Source organism: Deinococcus aetherius (assembly GCF_025997855.1).
Taxonomy (GTDB): Bacteria; Deinococcota; Deinococci; order Deinococcales; family Deinococcaceae; genus Deinococcus; species Deinococcus aetherius.
In genome coordinates this window covers 1,122,451-1,140,996 of the sequence record NZ_AP026560.1, presented here as the reverse complement: position 1 = coordinate 1,140,996, position 18,546 = coordinate 1,122,451, and the positions used below count along the sequence as shown (strand labels likewise).

At 71.2% G+C, this 18,546-nt stretch carries 15 protein-coding genes; 5 read left to right on the top strand and 10 right to left on the bottom strand.

Features of this window, described 5'->3' with window-relative positions; translation table 11 throughout:
- Nucleotides 1-43: 43 nt before the first annotated feature.
- Both DAETH_RS05755 and DAETH_RS05750 read right to left on the bottom strand, forming a co-directional pair.
- Entirely contained in the window at nucleotides 44-1,228 is a 1,185-nt protein-coding gene (locus tag DAETH_RS05755) for an MFS transporter (protein ID WP_264776964.1), read from the bottom strand.
- Between the two features lies 1 nt (nucleotide 1,229).
- Nucleotides 1,230-1,649, bottom strand: a complete 420-nt coding sequence (locus DAETH_RS05750; protein WP_264776963.1) for a cobalamin B12-binding domain-containing protein — start codon at nucleotides 1,647-1,649, stop codon at nucleotides 1,230-1,232.
- Nucleotides 1,650-1,773: 124 nt separating this feature from the next.
- Between DAETH_RS05750 and DAETH_RS05745 the strand changes: the two genes are divergently transcribed.
- Nucleotides 1,774-2,907, top strand: a complete 1,134-nt coding sequence (locus DAETH_RS05745) for a WD40 repeat domain-containing protein (RefSeq protein WP_264776962.1) — start codon at nucleotides 1,774-1,776, stop codon at nucleotides 2,905-2,907.
- Here DAETH_RS05745 and gltX read toward each other — a convergent pair.
- Nucleotides 2,904-4,343, bottom strand: coding sequence for a glutamate--tRNA ligase (gene gltX, locus DAETH_RS05740; RefSeq protein WP_264776961.1), 1,440 nt, complete (start codon nucleotides 4,341-4,343; stop codon nucleotides 2,904-2,906). The genes DAETH_RS05745 and gltX overlap by 4 nt on opposite strands.
- A 173-nt stretch (nucleotides 4,344-4,516) precedes the next feature.
- Here gltX and DAETH_RS05735 point away from each other — a divergent pair, with 173 nt between their 5' ends.
- A complete protein-coding gene (locus DAETH_RS05735) occupies nucleotides 4,517-6,835 on the top strand; it encodes a putative bifunctional diguanylate cyclase/phosphodiesterase (RefSeq protein WP_264776960.1) in 2,319 nt (772 codons plus the stop codon).
- A 30-nt stretch (nucleotides 6,836-6,865) separates the two neighbouring features.
- Here the strand turns inward: DAETH_RS05735 and mutL are convergent, their stop codons facing one another.
- From mutL to mutS, 3 genes are read right to left on the bottom strand one after another with little or no spacing between them, the layout of a single operon-like run.
- Nucleotides 6,866-8,527 (bottom strand): DNA mismatch repair endonuclease MutL, encoded by a 1,662-nt coding sequence (gene mutL / locus DAETH_RS05730; protein ID WP_264776959.1) that lies wholly within the window; start codon nucleotides 8,525-8,527, stop codon nucleotides 6,866-6,868.
- Nucleotides 8,524-8,961: a hypothetical protein gene (locus DAETH_RS05725; protein WP_264776958.1), complete on the bottom strand. Its 438-nt coding sequence runs from the start codon at nucleotides 8,959-8,961 to the stop codon at nucleotides 8,524-8,526. The genes mutL and DAETH_RS05725 overlap by 4 nt, the downstream gene beginning before the upstream one ends.
- A complete protein-coding gene (gene mutS / locus DAETH_RS05720; protein ID WP_264776957.1) occupies nucleotides 8,958-11,504 on the bottom strand; it encodes a DNA mismatch repair protein MutS in 2,547 nt (848 codons plus the stop codon). The genes DAETH_RS05725 and mutS overlap by 4 nt, the downstream gene beginning before the upstream one ends.
- Before the next feature lie 398 nt (nucleotides 11,505-11,902).
- On the opposite strand from mutS, the gene DAETH_RS05715 reads away from it, so the two are divergent.
- A complete protein-coding gene (locus tag DAETH_RS05715) occupies nucleotides 11,903-13,420 on the top strand; it encodes an MHYT domain-containing protein (RefSeq protein WP_264776956.1) in 1,518 nt (505 codons plus the stop codon).
- A gap of 100 nt (nucleotides 13,421-13,520) precedes the next feature.
- Here the strand turns inward: DAETH_RS05715 and DAETH_RS05710 are convergent, their stop codons facing one another.
- Nucleotides 13,521-14,294: a hypothetical protein gene (locus DAETH_RS05710; RefSeq protein WP_264776955.1), complete on the bottom strand. Its 774-nt coding sequence runs from the start codon at nucleotides 14,292-14,294 to the stop codon at nucleotides 13,521-13,523.
- A 184-nt stretch (nucleotides 14,295-14,478) separates the two neighbouring features.
- On the opposite strand from DAETH_RS05710, the gene DAETH_RS05705 reads away from it, so the two are divergent.
- Complete coding sequence (locus tag DAETH_RS05705) at nucleotides 14,479-14,811, top strand: 4a-hydroxytetrahydrobiopterin dehydratase (RefSeq protein ID WP_264776954.1); 333 nt, start codon at nucleotides 14,479-14,481, stop codon at nucleotides 14,809-14,811.
- Nucleotides 14,808-15,272 carry an acyl-CoA thioesterase gene (locus DAETH_RS05700; protein WP_264776953.1) on the top strand — a complete coding sequence of 155 codons (465 nt, stop codon included), beginning with the start codon at nucleotides 14,808-14,810 and terminating at the stop codon, nucleotides 15,270-15,272. Before DAETH_RS05705 ends, DAETH_RS05700 begins: the two co-directional genes overlap by 4 nt.
- A 4-nt stretch (nucleotides 15,273-15,276) precedes the next feature.
- Here DAETH_RS05700 and DAETH_RS05695 read toward each other — a convergent pair whose 3' ends face one another.
- From DAETH_RS05695 to DAETH_RS05685, 3 genes are all read right to left on the bottom strand, one after another.
- Entirely contained in the window at nucleotides 15,277-15,921 is a 645-nt protein-coding gene (locus DAETH_RS05695; protein ID WP_264776952.1) for a cyclase family protein, read from the bottom strand.
- A 103-nt stretch (nucleotides 15,922-16,024) separates the two neighbouring features.
- Complete coding sequence (locus DAETH_RS05690; RefSeq protein ID WP_264776951.1) at nucleotides 16,025-16,540, bottom strand: hypothetical protein; 516 nt, start codon at nucleotides 16,538-16,540, stop codon at nucleotides 16,025-16,027.
- Between the two features lie 36 nt (nucleotides 16,541-16,576).
- The gene (locus tag DAETH_RS05685) at nucleotides 16,577-18,535 is read right to left on the bottom strand and encodes a vWA domain-containing protein (RefSeq protein ID WP_264776950.1); all 1,959 of its coding nucleotides are present in this window, start codon (nucleotides 18,533-18,535) and stop codon (nucleotides 16,577-16,579) included.
- Nucleotides 18,536-18,546 lie beyond the last annotated feature (11 nt).

Here is an 18,546-nt window from a genome sequence, read left to right as displayed (position 1 = left end):
CCCCGGGTGGGAAGGCGGCCCTCGCCGTCGGCCCGCTGCTCCCCTACCCCCTCCCCACCCGCCACGCGCTCACCAGCGGCAGCAGCGCCAGTACGGCGCAGGTGTGGGCGAGGACGGGGAAGCCCGCGCGGGCGATCACCAGACCACCGACGAGGGTCCCCGCCCCGGCGGCGACGTAGCCCAGGCCGTCGGTCACGCCCTGCGCGGCGGGCCACTGGGCCAGCGCCTTGCTGCCGGAGACGAAGGCGAGGTTCCAGCCCAGCCCCAGGACGAACATGGAGACGCCCAGCCACACGGCCCCGGGCAACGTGGCGCTCAGCGCGGCGAGGACGAGGAGCAGCGAGCCGCCCACGTACCCGAACCGCACGCCCAGCCGGTCGATCAGGGAGCCCGTGAGCCAGCCGAAGGCGAACATGCCCGCGATGTGCCCGGAGATCAGCGCGGCGACGCCCGTATGCTCCACCCCCATGTGGTGCGCCCGCAGCGGGGTCAGGCTCATCAGCGTGACCATCAGCCCCTGCGCGGTGGCGAGCGCGAGGGCGGTGGGGCGGACCCCGGGCACGGCGAAGGCCTCGCGGACGGAGAGCCGCGCCTTCGCCGTCACCTGCGCGGGAGCCCGAACGGGCGTCCAGGCGAGGATCAGGAGGGCCGCCACCCCCAGCAGTCCCCCGCCGACGAGCCACCCGGCGACCTCGGCGGAGGTGCCCAGACGCTCTCCCAGCGCCTCCACGCCGCCCGAGAACCCGGTTATCAGGAAGGAGCCCAGGACGCTCATCAGCATGAGGAGACCCAGGGCCGTGCCGCGCCTGGATTCGGGGACGCTCTCGGCGGCGGCGTAGCGGGCCTGCTGGTAGCCGCCCTGCGCCGCGCCCATCATCGCCGCACCCAGCAGAAAGACGGGCGTGAGGGCCGCCCGCGCCCCCAGGAAGCCCAGCACCGCGCCCACCGCCCCCAGCGAGAAGGCCGCACCCAGCCCCACCCGCCGCCCCGAGCGCAGCATCAGCGCCCCGAACAACCCCGCCGAGAGGGCCGCCGACGCGCTGATGAGGGTGCTCGGCAGCCCCGACAGGCTCTCGCGCCCCAGGCTGCTCATGACCAGCGAGGCGAGGATGGTGCTGACAGTCGTGGCCCCCGTGGCGAGGGCCTGGGCCAGGTAGAGGGGCACGAGCCGCCCGAGGGAGAAGGTGGGGGCGAGGGCCGGGGTCCGGGCGCGGGCGGGTTCGCTCACGTCACACGCCCTGGGCAGCCCACCGCTGCGCCACGGCGGTCTTCAGGTACGTGGCGGCGTCCTCGGTGCTCGCGCCCGGGGTGAAGACCTTCCCGACACCCAGTTCCGCCAATTTGGGCAGGTCCTGGTCGGGGATGATGCCGCCCCCGAAGACGAGGATGTCCTCGGCGCCGCGCTCGCGCAGCAGGGCCGTCACCTCGCGGAAGTAATGCATGTGCGCTCCCGACAGCACGCTCAGGCCGATGGCGTCCACGTCCTCCTGAATGGCGGCGTTGACGATCATCTCGGCGGTCTGGCGCAGGCCGGTGTAGATGACTTCCATCCCCGCGTCCCGCAGCGCCCGCGCCACCACCTTCGCGCCCCGGTCGTGCCCGTCCATGCCCGGCTTGGCGATCAGCACCCGAATCCGGCGATCCTCCATCTTCTCTACGCCTCCTAACGGTCGTTTGGAGGCATTGTACGGGGTGCGGGGTGGCGGATGGCGAGCCGAGGGCAGCAGGAAAAGTTCAGGGGCAGGTCAGAGGGACAATCTAGACTGCCCTGTCATGCGCCTCCTTCTGCCCCTCCTGCTCGCGCTCGGTGCCTCCGTTCCGGCACCGCTGCCCGCGCCCCTCCAGAGGGTGACTCACCCCAACGCCCGGTGGGCCTTCCATGTGGACGCCCAGCGCACCGTTGCCGTGGACTATGACGGTGCGGCAGCGGTGCTCCTACCCCGGCAGGGATCGCCCCGCGCCGTGAAGTTCCCCGGCAACAGCAAGCTTCGTTCCCCCCTCGTGACGCCGGATGGCCGCGTCCTGGCTGTGCAACTGGACTTCGACAAGTGTCAGGTCGCCGTGTGGGACGTGACGGCAGGGCGAAAAGTGACGGCGTTAAACGGTGCCCTCACGCGGGTTCTGGCCTGTGGGCAGGACACCGAGTTCATCTTCGACACCGGCTTCACCCCTGGTGGCCGCTTCTTGCTGACGGCCGACCAGACGGGCCTGCGCCGCTGGGACGCCCGCAGCGGAAGGCTGCTCAGGACGCTGCCGGGCCAGTTCTTCAGCCTCCACATCAGCCCGGATGGGCGCTCGGTGGTGACGGTCGGGGCGGAGTACCGGGCAGAGCTGTGGGCCTCTGACCTCTCGCGCCGCCTGGGGGCCCTGCCCCAGCAGCCCGCCGACTGCCTGCGTGGACCGGGTGCCTGGCCCAGCGGGATCGCCTGGAGCCCCGACAGCACGAAGCTTGCCTTCTCCTGCGGGCGCGAGGTCCGGGTCTGGAACGTGGCCGCCGGAGGTTTGCAAAGCCTGAAACGTGAGGGCAAACTCACGTACGCCGACGCCCCCACGTTCAGCCCGGACGGGCGCTTCGTGGCGGCGGACGAGGACAGCGCAGGCGTGTCGATCTGGCGAACGGGGAGTGGCCAGCAGGTGACCCGGATTGACATGCCTACTCCTGGCGTGCAGGTCACGGACGTGGAGATTGCACCGAACAACGTGCTGTACGCGGCCCAGACGGACGGGCGGGTCGTCCGGGCCGATCTGGAACGGGTGGGGACGCCGCCGACGCCCTGGACCCCCTTTGCCAGCAGGCCGGGAAACGTGCAGATGTGGCCCTCTCTCGCCGTCAGCCGTGAGGGAGACCACCTGCTCACCGCGTCGGGCGACGGTCGCCTGAAGGTCTACGCACTGACCGGCAATTAGCCCCGCGCCGCCCGCTCCACCCGCGCGACCACGCGCCCCTGTCCCAGGGCCTCCAGCATCTCGAACATGCCGGGGCTCTCGCTCGTCCCGGCGAGGGCGGCGCGCAGGGGCTGCATCACCTTGCCGGGCTTGAGGCCCCTTTCCTCGGCGAAGGCGCGCAGGGCGGCCTCGGTCGTGGCCTGGTCGAAGGCGGGGAGGTTCTTCAGGCGGGCGGCGAGGTCATTCAGGAAGGGGCGGCCCTCCTCGATCAGCCCCTGCGCCTTCTCGTTCACCGGGTAGTCCTCGGACCAGAAATAGGGCGTCTTCTCCAGAAACTCCGAAAACACGTCCATGCGCGGAACCATCATCCGGACGACGGTGCGGAAGTAGTCGTCGAAGGGGAGGCCGTGCTTCTGGGACGCGAGGTAGTCGTGCAACCTTTTTGCCACCTCTTCCTCCGTCAGGACCTCGCGGAGGTACTTGCCGTTCATCCATTTCAGCTTGTCGAGGCTGAAAACGGGGCCGCCCAGCGTCACGTCCTCCAGGCGGAAGACGCGCTGGAATTCATGGAGGTCGAAGAGTTCGCGGCCTTCCGGGTGGGTCCAGCCCATCGTGGCGAGGAAATTGAGCATGGCTTCCGGCAAGAAGCCCCGATCCATGTACCACTCGACGGAGGTGGGGTTCTTGCGCTTGCTGATCTTGGACCTGTCGGCGTTGCGGAGCAGGGGCATGTGCGCGAAGACGGGCTGGGGCCAGCCGAACGCCCCATAGAGCAGCACGTGGATGGGGGTCGAGGTGATCCACTCCTCGGCGCGGACGACGTGCGTCACGCCCATCAGGCGGTCGTCCACCACGTTGGCGAGGTGGTAGGTGGGGTAGCCGTCGGCCTTGAGGAGCACCTTGTCGTCGATCTCGCGGTTCTGGAAGACGATGGGCTGGCGCAGGGCGTCGTGCACGACCGTCTCGCCCCCCTGCGGGACCTTGAGGCGGATGACGGCGGCCTCGCCCGCGTCCACCCTCCTTCGCGCCTCCGCCGGTTCGAGGTCGCGGCTGGGGACGGCGATCACGCGGCCCTGTTGTTGGGCCTCCTCGCGCAGGGCACCCAGCTCCTCGGGCGTCTCGAAGGCGTAGTAGGCGTGGCCGGACTCGACGAGCCGCCGCGCGTACTCGCCGTAAATGCCTACGCGCTCACTCTGGCGGTAGGGACCGTTCGGGCCGCCCTGCAGCGGGCTCTCGTCGGGGGTCAGCCCAAGCCACTGCATCATCTGGAAGATGCGCTTTTCACTGTCGGGCACGTAGCGGCCCCGGTCGGTGTCCTCGATGCGGAGGATGAACTTGCCCTCCTCACCCCGGTCGCGGGCCTGGTGGGCGAGGGCATGGTTGAAGAGGCCGATGTAGGCGGTCCCGACGTGCGGGTCTCCGGTGGGGCTGGGGGCGATGCGGGTGACGACGGGCATGGGGGACAGGATACGGGGCGCGGGGGAAAGACGTGGGGGAGGCGGGCCGCCGAACTTCAAGAGCGCGGGCGTCTTGCTGTAAGGCGCCCGTGACGCCCCGGACGGCATCGTAGGCGCATCCTCGTGCGACGCTTCCTCCCCCTCCTGCTCCCCCGAAGAGGCCGGGCCTGCGCATGAAGCTCTCCTGGCGGCAACACGGGATGCTCGCGGCCCTGGTCGGCCTGGCGACCCTCCACCTGCTGTGGGTGCTCGGCGGGGCTGAGCCGGAGGCCCTGCGGCCCTACCTGGGCAACTTCGTCTTCTTCCCGATCTACGGGCTCAGCGCCGGGCTGGCCCTTGGGGCGGCGCGGCACCACACCGGGCCCGAGCGCCGGGCCTGGAGGTGGCTGGGCCTGGGCATCCTGTGCTGGGGGCTGGGACAGGTGGTGTACACCTACCTCAACCTCACCACGGGGACCATTCCCTTTCCGTCGCTCGCGGACGTGGGCTTTCTCGCGCTGGCGCCCTGCTTCCTGCTCAGCCTGCTGCACTTTCCGCGCCACACCTACGGTCGGCTGCAAAACGCCTCTTTCCTGCTCGATATCGTCATCGTCGTGCTGGCGGTCGGCGACCTGCTGTGGGTCCTCGACGCCCGGGCGACGGCCGAGGGGTACGCGGGGCAACCCTTCGAACTCTCCATCGCGCTCGCCTACCCGGCGACCGACCTGCTGCTGTGCGCGCTGCTGCTGGGCCTGATCCTGTGGCGACCCCGGCACCTCTCGGCCCGCCAGCTCCTGACCCTGGCGCTGGGCCTGGTGCTGTTTTTGCTGGGTGACCTGATCTACGCCTACCGCACGAGCAAGGAGCTGTACGAGCTGGCCCAGCCCATCGACGCCTTCTGGGTGTGGGGGGCGGTGTTCTTCGGCCTGGCGGCCTCGGCCAGCCGTCCGGGAGAGGCGCGGGAGGCGCAGAGGCGGGCCAGGTTACCCAGCACCCGCATGGTTCACCTCCAGCTTCTGGTCCCGAACGCAGCCATCGTGGTGACCTACGCGCTGTTTTTCCTGCTGCACAGCCCCGGCCTGGGGCGGGATGTGGGGATCGACCCCACCGTGGGCGTCGTGACCCTGCTCGTCCTCGTGCGGCAGGTGCTGGGCCTGATCGACAACACCCGGCTGCACCGCCGACTCGCCCACCAGGCGGAGCACGACCCCCTGACGGGGCTGTACAACCGGCTTCACCTCCAGGCGTACCTCGCGGGGGCCATCGCGGACGCCCGGGAGCACCGGCGGCTGGTGGCCGTGTTGTTTCTGGATCTCGACCGCATGAAGCTCGTCAACGACTCGCTGGGCCACCCGGCCGGGGACACCGTGCTGCGCGAGATGGCCGTCCGGCTCTCGGGGGCCGTGCGCGAGGGCGACATCCTGGCGCGGGTGGGGGGCGACGAGTTCGTGGTGGTCCTCACCGGGCTGCGGGGGGCAGGCCAGGCGGTCAGGACCGCCGAGGCGCTGCTGCGGGCGGTGGCGGCCCCCCTGCGGGTCCAGGGGCAGGCGGTCTTTCTGACCGCGAGCGTGGGCCTCACCCTCTGCCCCCGGGACACGGACGACGCCGCCTCGGCGATCAAGCAGGCGGACATCGCCATGTACCAGGCCAAACGGCAGGGCAAGAACACCTGGCGCTGGTTCGACGAGCGGGACACCGAGGCGGCCCTGGAACAGGTGCAGCTCGACAGCCACCTGAGGCAGGCCCTCACCCGGGCCGAGTTCCAGGTCCACTATCAACCCATCGTCCGGCTCACCGACGCGGGGGTGGTGGGGTACGAGGCGCTGTTGCGCTGGACGTCCCCGGTGCTCGGCCCGGTGCCACCCGCCAAATTCATCCCGGTGGCCGAGGCGCACGGCCTGATCGAGCCCCTCGGCGAGTGGGTGCTGCGCGAGGCGCTGGCGCTGGCCCGGACCTGGCGCCAGGCTGGGGAGACAGCGCGGTACATCTCCGTGAACGTCTCGGCCCTGCAATTCGCGCGCGAGGGGTTCGTCGCGGGCATCCGGTCACTGCTCGCCGCCCAAGACGTGCCGGGCGAGGTGCTGATGCTGGAACTGACCGAAAGCGCCCTGATCAGCGACATTCCCGGTTCGGCGGACAAGCTGCGGGCCCTGAACGCCCTGGGCGTGCGGGTCGCCCTCGACGACTTCGGCACCGGGTATTCGAGCCTGAGTTACCTTCAGCAGCTTCCGGTGCAGGTTCTGAAGGTGGACCGCTCCTTCGTGAACGGGGTGAAGATGCACGGTCCGATGTTCGTGCAGGCCGTCGTCACGCTGGCCCACAGCCTAGGCCTGATCGTCGTGGCCGAGGGCGTCGAGGAGCCCCACCAGACCGAGACGCTTCTTTCCCTGAGCTGCGACCTGGGCCAGGGCTTCTTGTTCGGGCGTCCGGCTCCGTTCCTGGACCCGGGGGGCGACGCCCGGGAGTCCGCCCTTCCTCCGGCACCCGCCGCTCTGGCGGGAGGAAGCGACTGAGGGACCGGACCGCGTCCCCCCCGGTTCCCCCTACTCCCGGAACGGCCCCACCCGCTGCCCCTCTCCCGTGTCCCGCCCCCGCGCCACGTCCCGCACCCCCCGCCGCCCGAAGGCATGGGCGAGGTCGCGCTCGGACAGCCGCAGGGTGGTGGGCCGTCCGTGCGGGCAAGACCAGGGCTGCTCGCAGGTGCCCAGGGAGGCCAGCACTGCCTCTCCCCTGCTCCCGTCGAGCATCCCGGCCTTCAGCGCGGGCGCGCAGGCGAGCCGGGCGAGGACGTGGCGGCGGGGGTCGGGGTTCTCGCCCAGCGCGGCCTCCGCGATCTCCTCGTGCAGCCGGGGCACGGGCAGCGCGGCGAGGACGGCGGGGAGAGCACGCAGCCGAGCCAGTCCCGCCCCGAAGTCCTCGATCACGAGTCCCCAGGCGCGTAACTCGGCCCCGCGCTCGTGCAGCCGGGCCACCTGCTCGGGCGTCAGGTGCAGCAGTTCGGGCTCGGGGAGTTCGACGGGCGGCGCCGAGCCCAGCGTGCGGGTGAAGTGCTCGTAGAGGGCCCGCTCGTGTGCCGCGTGGGCGTCCACGACCCACAGGTCGCCCTCTCCCTGGGCAAGCAGATAAAGCTCCTGGTACACGCCGACGAGCGTGAGGTCGGGGAAGTTGCCCCGGTTGGGCGCAGCCTGCGGCTCGGGGGGAGCGATCAGGCTGGGCGCGTTGCGGGCGAGGGGGTGCGCGGCGAGGGCTGCCGTCACCGCCTCCCGCACCCGGGTCGCCACGCCCGGCAGATCGGCGAGGGCGACGACCTGTTTGGCGGGGTGCACGTTCGGGTTGTGGTCCTCGGGGGCGATGCGGAGGTCGAGCACGCACAGCGGAGCGACACCCGAGGGGATGAGTTCGGCGAAGCCCTCGATCACGGCCCTCTCCAGCTCAGGCGGGGCCACCACAGGCCGACCGTTCACGCTGAAGTGCATCCGGTCGCGGCGGGCGCGGGTGAGTTCGGGGCGGGAGACGACGCCGCACACGCCCCCGGCGTCCACCCGGAGAACACGGTTCGCGCTCAGCGGCCCGTACACGCTCGCCACCGCGCCCCGGTGATCGGCGGGAGCGTGGGTCAGGCGCGGCTCGCCGTCCACCGTCAGCCGCCAGTGGAGGCCGGGGTGGTGCAGGACGTAGCGGCCCACGAGCGCCGTGATCTCGCGCGCCTCGACCGCCGCCGGGGCCTGGGTGCGCAGGCGGGCGGGCAGGCGGGCGAAGAGGTCCCGCACCGTCACCGTCGTCCCCGCCGGGGCGGAGGTGCGGCGCACGGTCACGGACTCGCCTGAAGCGAACACCTCCGCCGCCCCCACCTGTGCCGCCGGTCGTGTCACCAGATGGAGGTCCCCCGCCTGCGCCGCCGCCCACAGCGCCTCGCCCCGGAAGCCGAGGGTCGTCACGCGCTCCACCGCCCCCACCTCCGGTTCCAGCTTGCTCGTCGCGTGCCGCACGGGCGCGAGGGAGACTGCCTCCGCCGGGATGCCCGCCCCGTTGTCCCGCACCCGCACCAGCAGAAGGCCGCCCCCCTCCACCTCCACCTCGACGCGCGTGGCCCCGGCGTCCAGTGCGTTCTCCACGAGTTCGCGCACCACGTCGAGCGGGCGGGAGACGACCTCGCCTGCGGCGATCAGCCGGGCGACGTGGGGGGGGAGGACGCGGATGGTCATGATGGGGACTCGGAGCGTGTGAGAAGAGGAGTGAGGGTGAGGTCGGGCAATCTCAATTCGTAGATACCTGCGCGCTTGTCGTAAACGTCGGCAACCAATCGCACCACACCTTCCTCCCCAGGTTCATAGACGGCCTCGAACGACCAGAAGACACCCGGTTGGGCGAGGCAATGAACCGCAGCCGACTTTTCCCACACTTCCGCATCTCGGATTGGCTCTCCGAAACGGCTGAGATCGGTGGCGATGAAGCCAGTCCCGACGACCACCGCGTATTTGCCAGCCATCGTCAGAAGTGCAGCCTGTGGATTGCCGTACATCGAGCCGACGCGCCAATACAGGCCGTCTGGGCGTTTGATGGCAACCTCTTCAAAATCAGCCACCACAGCCCAGCCTTGCCGTGTAGCGAGCGTGACCGGCCAGGGGGCAAGACTCATAAACTCCTGACCTCCTTCTCTTCACCCTCGGCGACCCGTTGCGCCTCCCGCTGCCAGGTGTGCAGGATTTCCAGCGCCGCCATCGGCGTCAGGCGGCTGAGATCGAGGGTGGCGAGTTCGCGGGTGAGCTTGCGGTCGTCGCCCCCGGCGTTCAGGGCGGTCAGCAGCCGGGCGGCGCGGGTCGTCACGGGCGCGGGCAGACCGGCCAGCCGCGCGACCTCCACCCCGTAGGACTGCCGGGCCGCGCCGGGAATGACCTGATGGTAGAAGGTGAGCCCCCCCGCGTCCTCCTCGGCGGCGACGTGCAGGTTCACCAGGCCGGGGTGCTCCGATTCCAGCCGCGTCAGCTCGAAGTAGTGGGTGGCGAAGAGGGTGTGCGCGCGGGTGGCGTGCAGGTGTTCGAGGGCCGCCTGGGCAATGGCGAGGCCGTCGAGGGTGGAGGTGCCGCGCCCCACCTCGTCGAGGATGACGAGGCTGCGGTGGGTCGCCCCGTGCAGGATGGCGGCGAGTTCGCTCATCTCGACCATGAAGGTGGAGCGGCCCCCGGCGAGGTCGTCGCTGGCCCCGATGCGGGTGTGGATGGCGTCGTAGACGGGAAGCTCGGCGTGGTCGGCGGGCACGAAGGAGCCGACCTGATGGAGCAGGGCGCACAACGCCACGGTGCGCAGATACGTGCTCTTGCCCGCCATGTTCGGCCCGGTCAGGAGGAGGGTGTGGCGGGTGTCGTTCAGCTCTGCGTCGTTCGGCACGAAGCGGCCCCCGGTCGCCCGCTCGACGACCGGGTGGCGGGCCTGGACGAGCCGCGCCCCGTCCGTCACCGTCTGAGGCCGTACCCACCCCCGCTCCACCGCGAGTTCGGCCAGCGCCGCGATGACGTCGAGTTCGGCGACCGCACCCGCCGCCTCGGCCAGCGCGTCCGCGTGAGCGGCGAGCCCAGCGCGCAGGTCGGTGAAGACCTCGACTTCCAGCCGCTGCGCGGAAGTCTCCAGCCGGGCGATCTCGCGCTCACGCTCGCGCAGGTCGGGGCGGGTGAAGCGGGCGCGGTCCTTGAGGGTGGCGATCTGGCGGTAGTCGGCGGGAACCTTGCCCAGGTTCGGGCCGCTGACCTCCAGGTAGTAGCCGAAGACGTTGTTGAAGCCCACCTTCAGGCTGCCGATCCCGGTCCGGGCCCGCTCGCTCGTCTCCAACTCGGCGAGCCAGGCACGGTGCCCCAACGCCTCGCTCCGCAGCCCGTCGAGTTCGGCGTGGAAGCCGTCGCGGATCAGCCCGCCGTCCCCGATGCGGATGGGCGGATCGTCCACCAGCGCGGCGCGGATCAGCGTCACCACATCGGGCAGGGCGCCGAGCCGGGCGCGGACGGCGCCGAGGAGACCGTCTTGCGCCTCCAGCAGCCGGGATGCTTCGGGCAGCAGGTCGAGGGTGCGGGCGAGCGAAGCGACCTCGCGCGGGGTGGCCCGCTGGGTGGAGACGCGCGCGGCCAGCCGTTCCAGGTCGTGCGCCCGGTAGAGCAGCGCCCGGAGTGCTCCCCGCAGGTCGGCGGCGCGGGTCAGCGCCTCCACGGCGTCAAGACGCGCCCGGATGCTGAGTTCGTCGAGGAGGGGGGCCCGCAGCCAGGCCCGCAGCCGCCGCCGCCCGCCCGCCGTGCGGGTCTCGCTGAGCACGTCCATCAGGGTCATCCCCTGGGGGGCCTGCGCCTGGAAGACCTCCAGCGCCCGGACCGCCGCGTCGGGGAGCCGCATGTGGGCCCCCGGCTCGAAACGGACCACCCGCCGCACCATCTCCAGCCGCCCCTGCTGGGTTACGCGGGCGTACGCCAGTACCGCCCCGCACGCCCGCACGAGGGCCGCGCTCGTCAGGGAGCCGGGCACCTCGCCGAGCGTCTCCTTCAATTCCGCCCGGGTCGCCTCCTCGTCGAAGTTGGCGGGCGAGAGCATCACCGGAAAGCGGGTCTGGAAGTCGGCGAGGAGAGCCGGGTTCCCCGACAGTTCCGGCGCGAGCAGCACCTCGCGGGCCCGGTGCCGCGCGAGTTCGTCGTACAGGGCGGTGCGGGTGTGGAAGGCGGCGCAGCGGAACTCGCCGGTCGAGACGTCGAGGAGCGCCAGCGCGTAGCCGTCCCCCGTCGCCACCGCCGCGAGGTAGTTCTCGTCGGCGGTGAGGTGCCGCTCTTCCGTCACGGTGCCGGGCGTCAGGAGTTGGGTGACCTTGCGGTCCACCAGCCCCGAGCCCGGCTCCTCGATCTGGTCGGCGACGGCCACCCGCACGCCCGCCGCAAGGAGCCGCTCGACGTTGTGGTCGAGGGCGCGCACCGGCACGCCCGCCATCGGGGTCGAGAAGTCCCTGCTGCTCTTGTGCGTCAGCGCGATGCGCAGCAGCCGGGCGGCGCGTTCGGCGTCCTCACCGAAGGTCTCGTAGAAGTCGCCGACCTGAAACAGCAGCAGGAAGTCGGGGTGCTTGTCCCGCAGCGCCACATACTGTTCGAGCATCGGCGGCAGCACCCCCGATCCCGTCCCCTTCAACACGTTCTGCGGCACACCCACCGGCATGGGTCGAGAATATCGCACGCCGTTCTGTTCACGGCGGAACGGGCGTCGCAATTGGGGCGCGGGCACGAAGAGGACGGTCACCGACGGTCCCGCCCGTGACCGCTCGCGTCAGGAGCCCAGGAGGCACACAACCCTGCTGTGGCTCGACGACCTTTTCAACCAAATTTAACCAAAAGCGGCTGGGCCGTGTGTCACGAATACGCAACCGAACCGCACGAGACCAGCACTCCCGTTGCCCACCAGGCCGGGGTGCTGTCGCGCCCACATACGGGGCTGCGCTTCCTCCATCCCCGACGCTGGAGGTGACGCCGCAGACCTGACGGCGGCAATCATGAAGGGAGATTGCCGGATAGTTCCCGTTATGAGGAATGGATGGGACATAGGCTGGGGACATTCACATGGTCTCCACTCCCTCCACGTACCAACCCGAACTCGTCGCCCTGTCGATCATCGTCGCCTGCCTGGCCGGGTACGCGACCCTGAGCCTGGCGACGGGTGGTCTCGGCGGGGGGCCCAGACGCTCGTGGACGTGGCTGGGCGGCAGCGCCCTGATCCTGGGGGTGGGCATCTGGGCCATGCACTTCATCGGCATGCTGGCCCTGAAGGCTCCCGTCCCGATGTCCTACGCCCTGCCCACCACCCTGTTGTCCTGGCTGACGGCCGTGCTCGCCGCCGCGCTGGCCCTCCTGATCATCAACCGGGAGCGGGTGGGGTGGGGGGAACTGCTGAGTGGGGGTGGGCTGCTCGGCCTGAGCATCACCGGCATGCACTACGTGGGGATGTCGGCCCTGCGCTTCGACGGGCATCTGCGGTACGACCCCGTCGGCGTGGCGCTCTCGGTCCTCGTTGCCGTGAGTGCCGCCACCGTGGCCCTCTGGCTCGGCCTGCGCGTTCGTGTCACGCCCCCCGCCGAGCAGGAGCGCTGGCGATTGGGGGGAGCCTTGGTGCTGGGCCTCGCGGTTGCCACCATGCACTACACCGCCATGCACGCCGCCCGGTTCCACCTGGATGACCTGTCCGCCGCCGGACACGCCCACGGCGCCGTCTCCGGCGTGGGGCTGGCGCGGGGCGTCGCGCTGGTCGCCGTCACCCTGCTCGGCGCGGCGGTCTGGGCCCTCCTGATGAACGAGCGGGTGGCCTCGCACGTCGCCCGGTCGTCGGAGCTGCAACGCCTGAACAGCGAACTCGAACGCCGCGTCGCCGAGCGGACGGAGGCCCTGGAGGACGCGCACGCCGAGTTGCTGGCGTACGCCGTGTCGATCTCCCACGACCTCGCCGAACCCACCCGCCGCGCCGCCGGGGTGACCTCCCTGCTGGAACGGGCCCTGGCAGACGGGAGGGACGCCCGGGTCCAGCGGTACCTGTCCCTGCTGCGGCAGGAGATGGACAGCGTCAACACCCACGTCGCCCAGCTCAAGCAACTCCCGTTCTTCCGGGGAACGCCCGCCAGGGTCGAGCGGGTCTCGCTAAACGTATTGGTCACGCAGGTGCGCAGCGACCTCGAACCCCGGCTCAAGGGACGGCGCGTGCAGTGGGTGATGGGTGACCTGCCGTGGGTGCGGGGCGACACGATGTTGCTCCGGCTGGCCTTCACGGAAGTGCTCGCCGCCACCCTCGACGCGGCGGGCGGGGCATCCCGGCCGCGCCTGGAAGTCCGGGCCGAGCGGCAGGGAGACGAGGTCGTGGTGTTGATCGGGCACCACGCGGACAGCGAGGGGGCGCAGGGTCAACCCGCCCCGTCATCGTCCTCGCGCGCGGGGGAGCGGATCGGACTGGGGAGTGCCCGGCGGATCCTCCGTCAGCATGGTGGCAGCCTGGAGCTGGAGGGCGACGTGACGCTGCTGCGCCTGCCCGCCGACGCCGACGTGAAGGCCGGGCGGGTGGACGGCGAGGGGGTCGTGTACCAGCCCGTGTGAGCGGCGACAGGCGGCGGAGCGGAACGGGCGGCGCAATTGGGGAGCAGGGACAAAGAAGGGCCGCCCCGCGCAGGAAGGCAGGGCGGCTGGAGGGTGGGGGTTAGCGGAAGAGGGAGAACTTCTCCAGGGCCTTGAGGCTCTGAACGCCCAGGGGGGATGCGCTGCCGCTGTTCAGGAAGACCCAGTTGCTGGGGTGGCTACCACTGCGGACCACGAGGCCGGTCAAGGCACCATCTGCATTCAGTTGGAGGGTGAGGCTGACCTTATTCCAGCCCTGTTGCAGACTCACGTCGATATCGCCCTTGAAGGTGTCACTGCCGTTCGTGCAGGTCTGCGTCCCCTTGATGGTCAGGCCACGGTCCACGTACAGCAGTTCACCCAGGGTGGCTTCGTAGCCGATCACCTTCCCGGCACTGTCAACCTTGCTGGTGACGGACAGAGGAGTAATGCCCCCGCTCTTCGTCGCGCCCTCCGCCCCGATGGCCAAAGCCGCACCCCGCGCCTGGCTGGTGCTGACCGTAACCGTCCCCGTGCAGTTGTCCTCTTCGGCGTTGAATTCGTCGGCGGCGATGGCCGACAGCGTCCCCGCTGCGGGCGCGGTGGGAAGGTTGAGGCTGAACTTGCCGTCGGCGGCGAGGGCTGTGGTGACGACGTTCTGGGGTTGGCTCCCCTCACCCGTGTACGCCCTGACGGAGCCCGCCCCACCCGTCCAGGCGCTTGTCGTGAGGGCCAGGGTACCGTTACTCGACGCGGCGAGACTCCCTTCTACGACAGTCCCCGACACATTGGTGAGGTTGCTGGGGACGTTCGTGCGGTCACAGGAGGCGAGCAGGAGGGCAGAGCCGACCATCAGCAGAGCAGGAATTCTTTTCATACGCCACTCACCGTAAATGCTCTGCGACTCCCCGGGTTGCAGAGATGACGCGGAAAATCCGGACGCAGACGTGCTTCAAGGTTTGATTAAGCCGCGTTTCAATCCTGCCCTGCGTGGAGGGGAGAACCTTTCAACCGCGTCCCACCCCCACCCTCTCCCCCGCCCCCTCCCGTAGCATGGCCGCATGAGTTACCACCCCTACGACCCGCGCATGGCGTACGACCCAGGCCGCAAGCTCACCGACGGCGACGTGCAGGACCTCAAACCCGAGGGCTGGTGGGGCGACGACGGCAAGCTCTACCGCGACTTCACCTTCGACACCTACGGGGCGGGGGTGGACTTCGTGGTGCGTGTGGCCGCACTCGCCGAAGCGCAGGGCCACCACCCCGACATCCGGCTCTCCTACCGGCGGGTGCGGGTCAGCTACTTCACCTACGACGCGGGCGGCGTGACGAGCCTCGACATCGAGGGGGCGCGGGCGGTCAACGACCTGCTGGCGGAGGCGGGCCAGCCTTGAAGCTCCGGATTCCCGACGCGGACGTGCTGTGGGACGCGCTCCCGCACGCCCGGCGGCACGAGATGGAGGTCGTGGTGGGCCCCGGGGACCTCGACGACCTGAACCACGTCAACAACACGGTCTACCTGGCGTGGTGCGAGGGGGTGGCCCGCGCCCACGCCCTGCGGCTGGGCATGGGCACAGACGCCCTGATCGCCCTGGGGGCCGTGCCCGTCGCCCGGCAGCACACCATCGTCTACCACCGCCCGGCCTACCTCGGGGACCGGGTGCGCGTCCGCACGGCGCTCACGGTGACGGCGGGGGTGCGAAGCGTGCGTGCCTACGCCATCGACCGCCTCACGGAGGACGGGCAGGAGGAGACCCGCCTTGCCGAGTGCGAGACCGAGTGGGTGTGGGTGGACCCGGGCAGCGGGCGCCCCAAGCGCACCCCGACGGAGGTCGTGCGGGCCTTCGGGTTCTAGCCGCTCAGGCGCCGACGGGCGGGGGCTCGGGCAGGGAGCGGGCGGGAAAGAGCACCGCGCGGGCGGGGGCGCCGTCCACCCGGGCCAGTGGCAGCGGCAGGCACATCAGGTCGTACTCGCCGTCGGGCACGTGGCTGAGGTTCAGGCCCTCCACGATCAGGATGCCCGTCTCGCGGCAGGCGGCGTGGGCGTCCAGCGTCTTGCTCGTCAGGGGGTCCACGCTGGGGCTGTCCGTGCCGATGAGTTGCACGCCACGGCGGTACAGCTCGTGGATCAGGGCGGGGTCGATGGCGGCGAAGTCCTCCGGAAAAGCCTCCCAGTGGGCGGGCTGGCCGGTGTGGAGGAGCAGCCGGAGCGGGAGGTCCTGTGGCAGGCTGCCCAGCACCTCCAGGCCGACCAGGGGACCCCGCGCCGTGACCACCAGGCAGCGGCCCACGTACGGGTCGAGGCCGAGTTCCTCCAGCCGCAGCCCCGAGTCGTCGTAGTGCCAGGGAGCGTCCACATGGGTGCCGGTGTGGGTGCTCGCGTGGATTTCGGCGGTGTTCACGCTGTCCCCGCCCGCGATTTGCATCATCGGCTCGACCCGGAAGGGGGGGTCGCCCGGCCAGGTGGGGTGCCCGCTGACGAGTTGCCTGGAGATGTCGATCATGGGGGAAGGATAAGCGGTCAGCTCTCAGCGGTCAGCTTTCAGCAAGAAAGGCCGAAGCTCTGGCGTAGGGTTCTGTGGCTGACGGCTGAAAGCTGACCGCTCCTCACGTCCCCGGCGTGCTTCCCGGCAGCAGGGCGACGCGCACGACCATGTAAGCGACCCCATACAGGAAGAGGGTGGCGACGGGCAGGAAGCGCAGGCCGGAGCGGTGTTCGACGAGGCGGCCCTTCACCAGCACCTCGATCACGTAGAGGCTCAGCAGGGCGAGACCGGTGTACATCCAGTGTTCCCAGTCGCGGCTGGGATCGACGGGCAGGCAGTAGCGGGTGAGGTCGCCGACCTGGCGGCAGTTCTCTTGCAGGTACTCGGTGTTCGCGCGCACGGCGCTGGGCACCTTCGCCCCGCCCACCGCCAGGATCACGCCCGTCACCGCCGGGATCAGGGTGAGCACCCACACCACGCGCAGCCACACCAGGAAGCCCCGGCCCACCTGTCGTTTGAGGGCCGGGCCCAGGCTCCACACGAAGAGGATCAGCGCGGAGAGGGTGTAGGGCGTGGGAAACAGCAGGGCGAGGGGCGTGTCGAAGAGGTAGCCGTGGACGAGCCGCAGGAACTCCATGCCCCAGCGTAACGTGGGGCTCCGGGCCGGAAGCCCTCACCCCTCGCCGGGCAGGTCGAGGTGCACTTCAGGAGGCAGGTAGGTGCCGGGGCGCAAAGGCGTTCCATCCGCCACCCGCCGCACGGTGAGGGACGCGGGCACGTCGGCGAGCAGGAGGTGCGAACCGCTGGGGGTGAGCTTGAGCCCGCCCAGGACGGGCGCCCCGAACGCCTCCCCCAGGTCCGTGACGCCGGTCGGCAGGGTGAGCGCGTGGTCCCCGTACGGCCCGACGACGTGCAGGGTCACCCCGTCCGCGCGCAGCCGCAGCGGCAGCCCCAGCCCCACGAGGGTGCCGAGGGGCGGCCAGGGAGAACGGGCAGGTCGGGCAACCGCGACCCCGAGCAGGGCGCCGGGTCGGATCACGTCGCCCGCCTCCAAGAGCCGCGCCCCCTGGCTGACCTCCAGGTCGGCGGGCACGCGAAGCACGCTCAGGCCGCCCTGAGCCTGTTCCAGCCGCAGCCCGCTGAGGTGCGGCACCCGCGCCACCTGCCCGAGGTCGAAGGGGCCGCCGAGCGGGGCCGACACGGCGGTCACCAGACCGTCCGCGTGGGCGAGGGCGAGCGTGCGGTCCTCGCGGTACTGGATGCCCTCGACCGTCGGCGGGGCTGGGGTGGGCGGCAGGGTGGGCCGGGGAGCGCGGCGCGGGCGGGAACGGGGACGGCGCCGCCGGGCGAGGAGGAGCAGCGCAAGCCCGCCGAGCGCGAGCAGTCCGAGCAGGCCCGCGAGGAGACGCGGCAGCGGGGAGCCTTCCGAACGGGAGCCGTCTGGAGAGGACGGGCTGGGAGGCGTGCGCCTGGGGATGGTTGCCGCCCCGGCCCCCGTCACGCCCGCCAGCGGAACGCCGCCCCCACCCGCGAAGGTCAGAACCGGCGTGACCCGCTCCGGCTCCAGCCCCACGTTCGTCAGCCGCACGCCGAGGTCTCGTCCACCCGGGAGGCGCACGAGTTCACCCACCAGGCCCGAAGGGAGGGTGAGGGCCGCGCCTCCCACGTCCGCCCCGTCGTCCAGCCGGTACCGCAGCGTGACCGTCTCGCCAGGCGCGAGTGTGCGGTCGGCCCCGGGGTTGAGCCACGTCAGGTCGGGAGCGGGAGGCACGTTCAGGCGCAGGAGGACGCGGCGCACCTGTCCCCCCGTGGTTTCCGCACACAGCAAGGCGGGTGTGCCGAGAGGAACACGGCCATTGACATTCAGCCGTGCCCAACCACCTGTCACCCGGCCCTCCGCCAGGCTCACCCGGTCTCCGGCCTCCCCCACGGCGAGGCTCAGGGGTGCGCTCTCGGGAAAGGGGACGGGCACCTGCGCCGGGTCGCGGACGGTCACCACGCCCCCGCCCAGCCGGGTCAGGTCCGGCACCTGCCCCACGGGAGCGGTCAGGCCGTCCCCGTACCCGCTCGCCCCCAGCGCCGTGTGGGCGGCGGCGGGAATGTCGGTGCCCAGCGCCACGTAATGCAGCGTGTCGAGAGGGCCGCGTCCCCGGAAGGCGGCGAGGGCGCGCTCGGCGGTGTACTGAGCCTTCGGGTCGTTGTCGATGCCGTCCGTCAGGATGAAGACGGTCGTCGCGTACCGCTCGCGGGCGGCCAGCGGCGCGAGCGCCCGGGCCACGCTGCGGTAGAGGTACGTGTTCCGCCCGTTCGCGCGCAGGGCGGCGAGGTCGGCGTTCCAGCGGGCGGCGTCCCCCGGCAGCGTGTAGCTCCGCGCCGGACGCGGCCCGGTGTCGAAGGTGACGAGTTCGACCTGATCCGGCCTCGCCCCGCGCACGTAGCCCTTCACCGCCGCCTTCACCCGCCCGAAGATGTTCGCCCGCCCGTCCCCGATGCCGCGCATGCTGCCGCTCGTGTCGAGGATGAACACGGCGCGGGTCTGGGTCGGCAGCGGCCCGGTGGGGAGGGCGCAGCTCGGCCCGGCGTGGGCGAGGCTGCCCGCGAGGAGGAACGTGAGGGCGGGAACGCGGCGCATCGGGTGCCCAT

Coding starts and splice junctions, on each gene's coding strand:
- DAETH_RS05715 (WP_264776956.1), top strand. CDS start 11,903: ATGGTCTCCACTCCCTCCACGTACCAACCCGAACTCGTCGCCCTGTCG.
- DAETH_RS05690 (WP_264776951.1), bottom strand. CDS start 16,540: ATGGAGTTCCTGCGGCTCGTCCACGGCTACCTCTTCGACACGCCCCTC.
- mutL (WP_264776959.1), bottom strand. CDS start 8,527: ATGACCATCCGCGTCCTCCCCCCCCACGTCGCCCGGCTGATCGCCGCA.
- DAETH_RS05705 (WP_264776954.1), top strand. CDS start 14,479: ATGAGTTACCACCCCTACGACCCGCGCATGGCGTACGACCCAGGCCGC.
- DAETH_RS05750 (WP_264776963.1), bottom strand. CDS start 1,649: ATGGAGGATCGCCGGATTCGGGTGCTGATCGCCAAGCCGGGCATGGAC.
- mutS (WP_264776957.1), bottom strand. CDS start 11,504: ATGCCGGTGGGTGTGCCGCAGAACGTGTTGAAGGGGACGGGATCGGGG.
- DAETH_RS05695 (WP_264776952.1), bottom strand. CDS start 15,921: ATGATCGACATCTCCAGGCAACTCGTCAGCGGGCACCCCACCTGGCCG.
- DAETH_RS05685 (WP_264776950.1), bottom strand. CDS start 18,535: ATGCGCCGCGTTCCCGCCCTCACGTTCCTCCTCGCGGGCAGCCTCGCC.
- gltX (WP_264776961.1), bottom strand. CDS start 4,343: ATGCCCGTCGTCACCCGCATCGCCCCCAGCCCCACCGGAGACCCGCAC.
- DAETH_RS05725 (WP_264776958.1), bottom strand. CDS start 8,961: ATGAGTCTTGCCCCCTGGCCGGTCACGCTCGCTACACGGCAAGGCTGG.
- DAETH_RS05745 (WP_264776962.1), top strand. CDS start 1,774: ATGCGCCTCCTTCTGCCCCTCCTGCTCGCGCTCGGTGCCTCCGTTCCG.
- DAETH_RS05735 (WP_264776960.1), top strand. CDS start 4,517: ATGAAGCTCTCCTGGCGGCAACACGGGATGCTCGCGGCCCTGGTCGGC.
- DAETH_RS05710 (WP_264776955.1), bottom strand. CDS start 14,294: ATGAAAAGAATTCCTGCTCTGCTGATGGTCGGCTCTGCCCTCCTGCTC.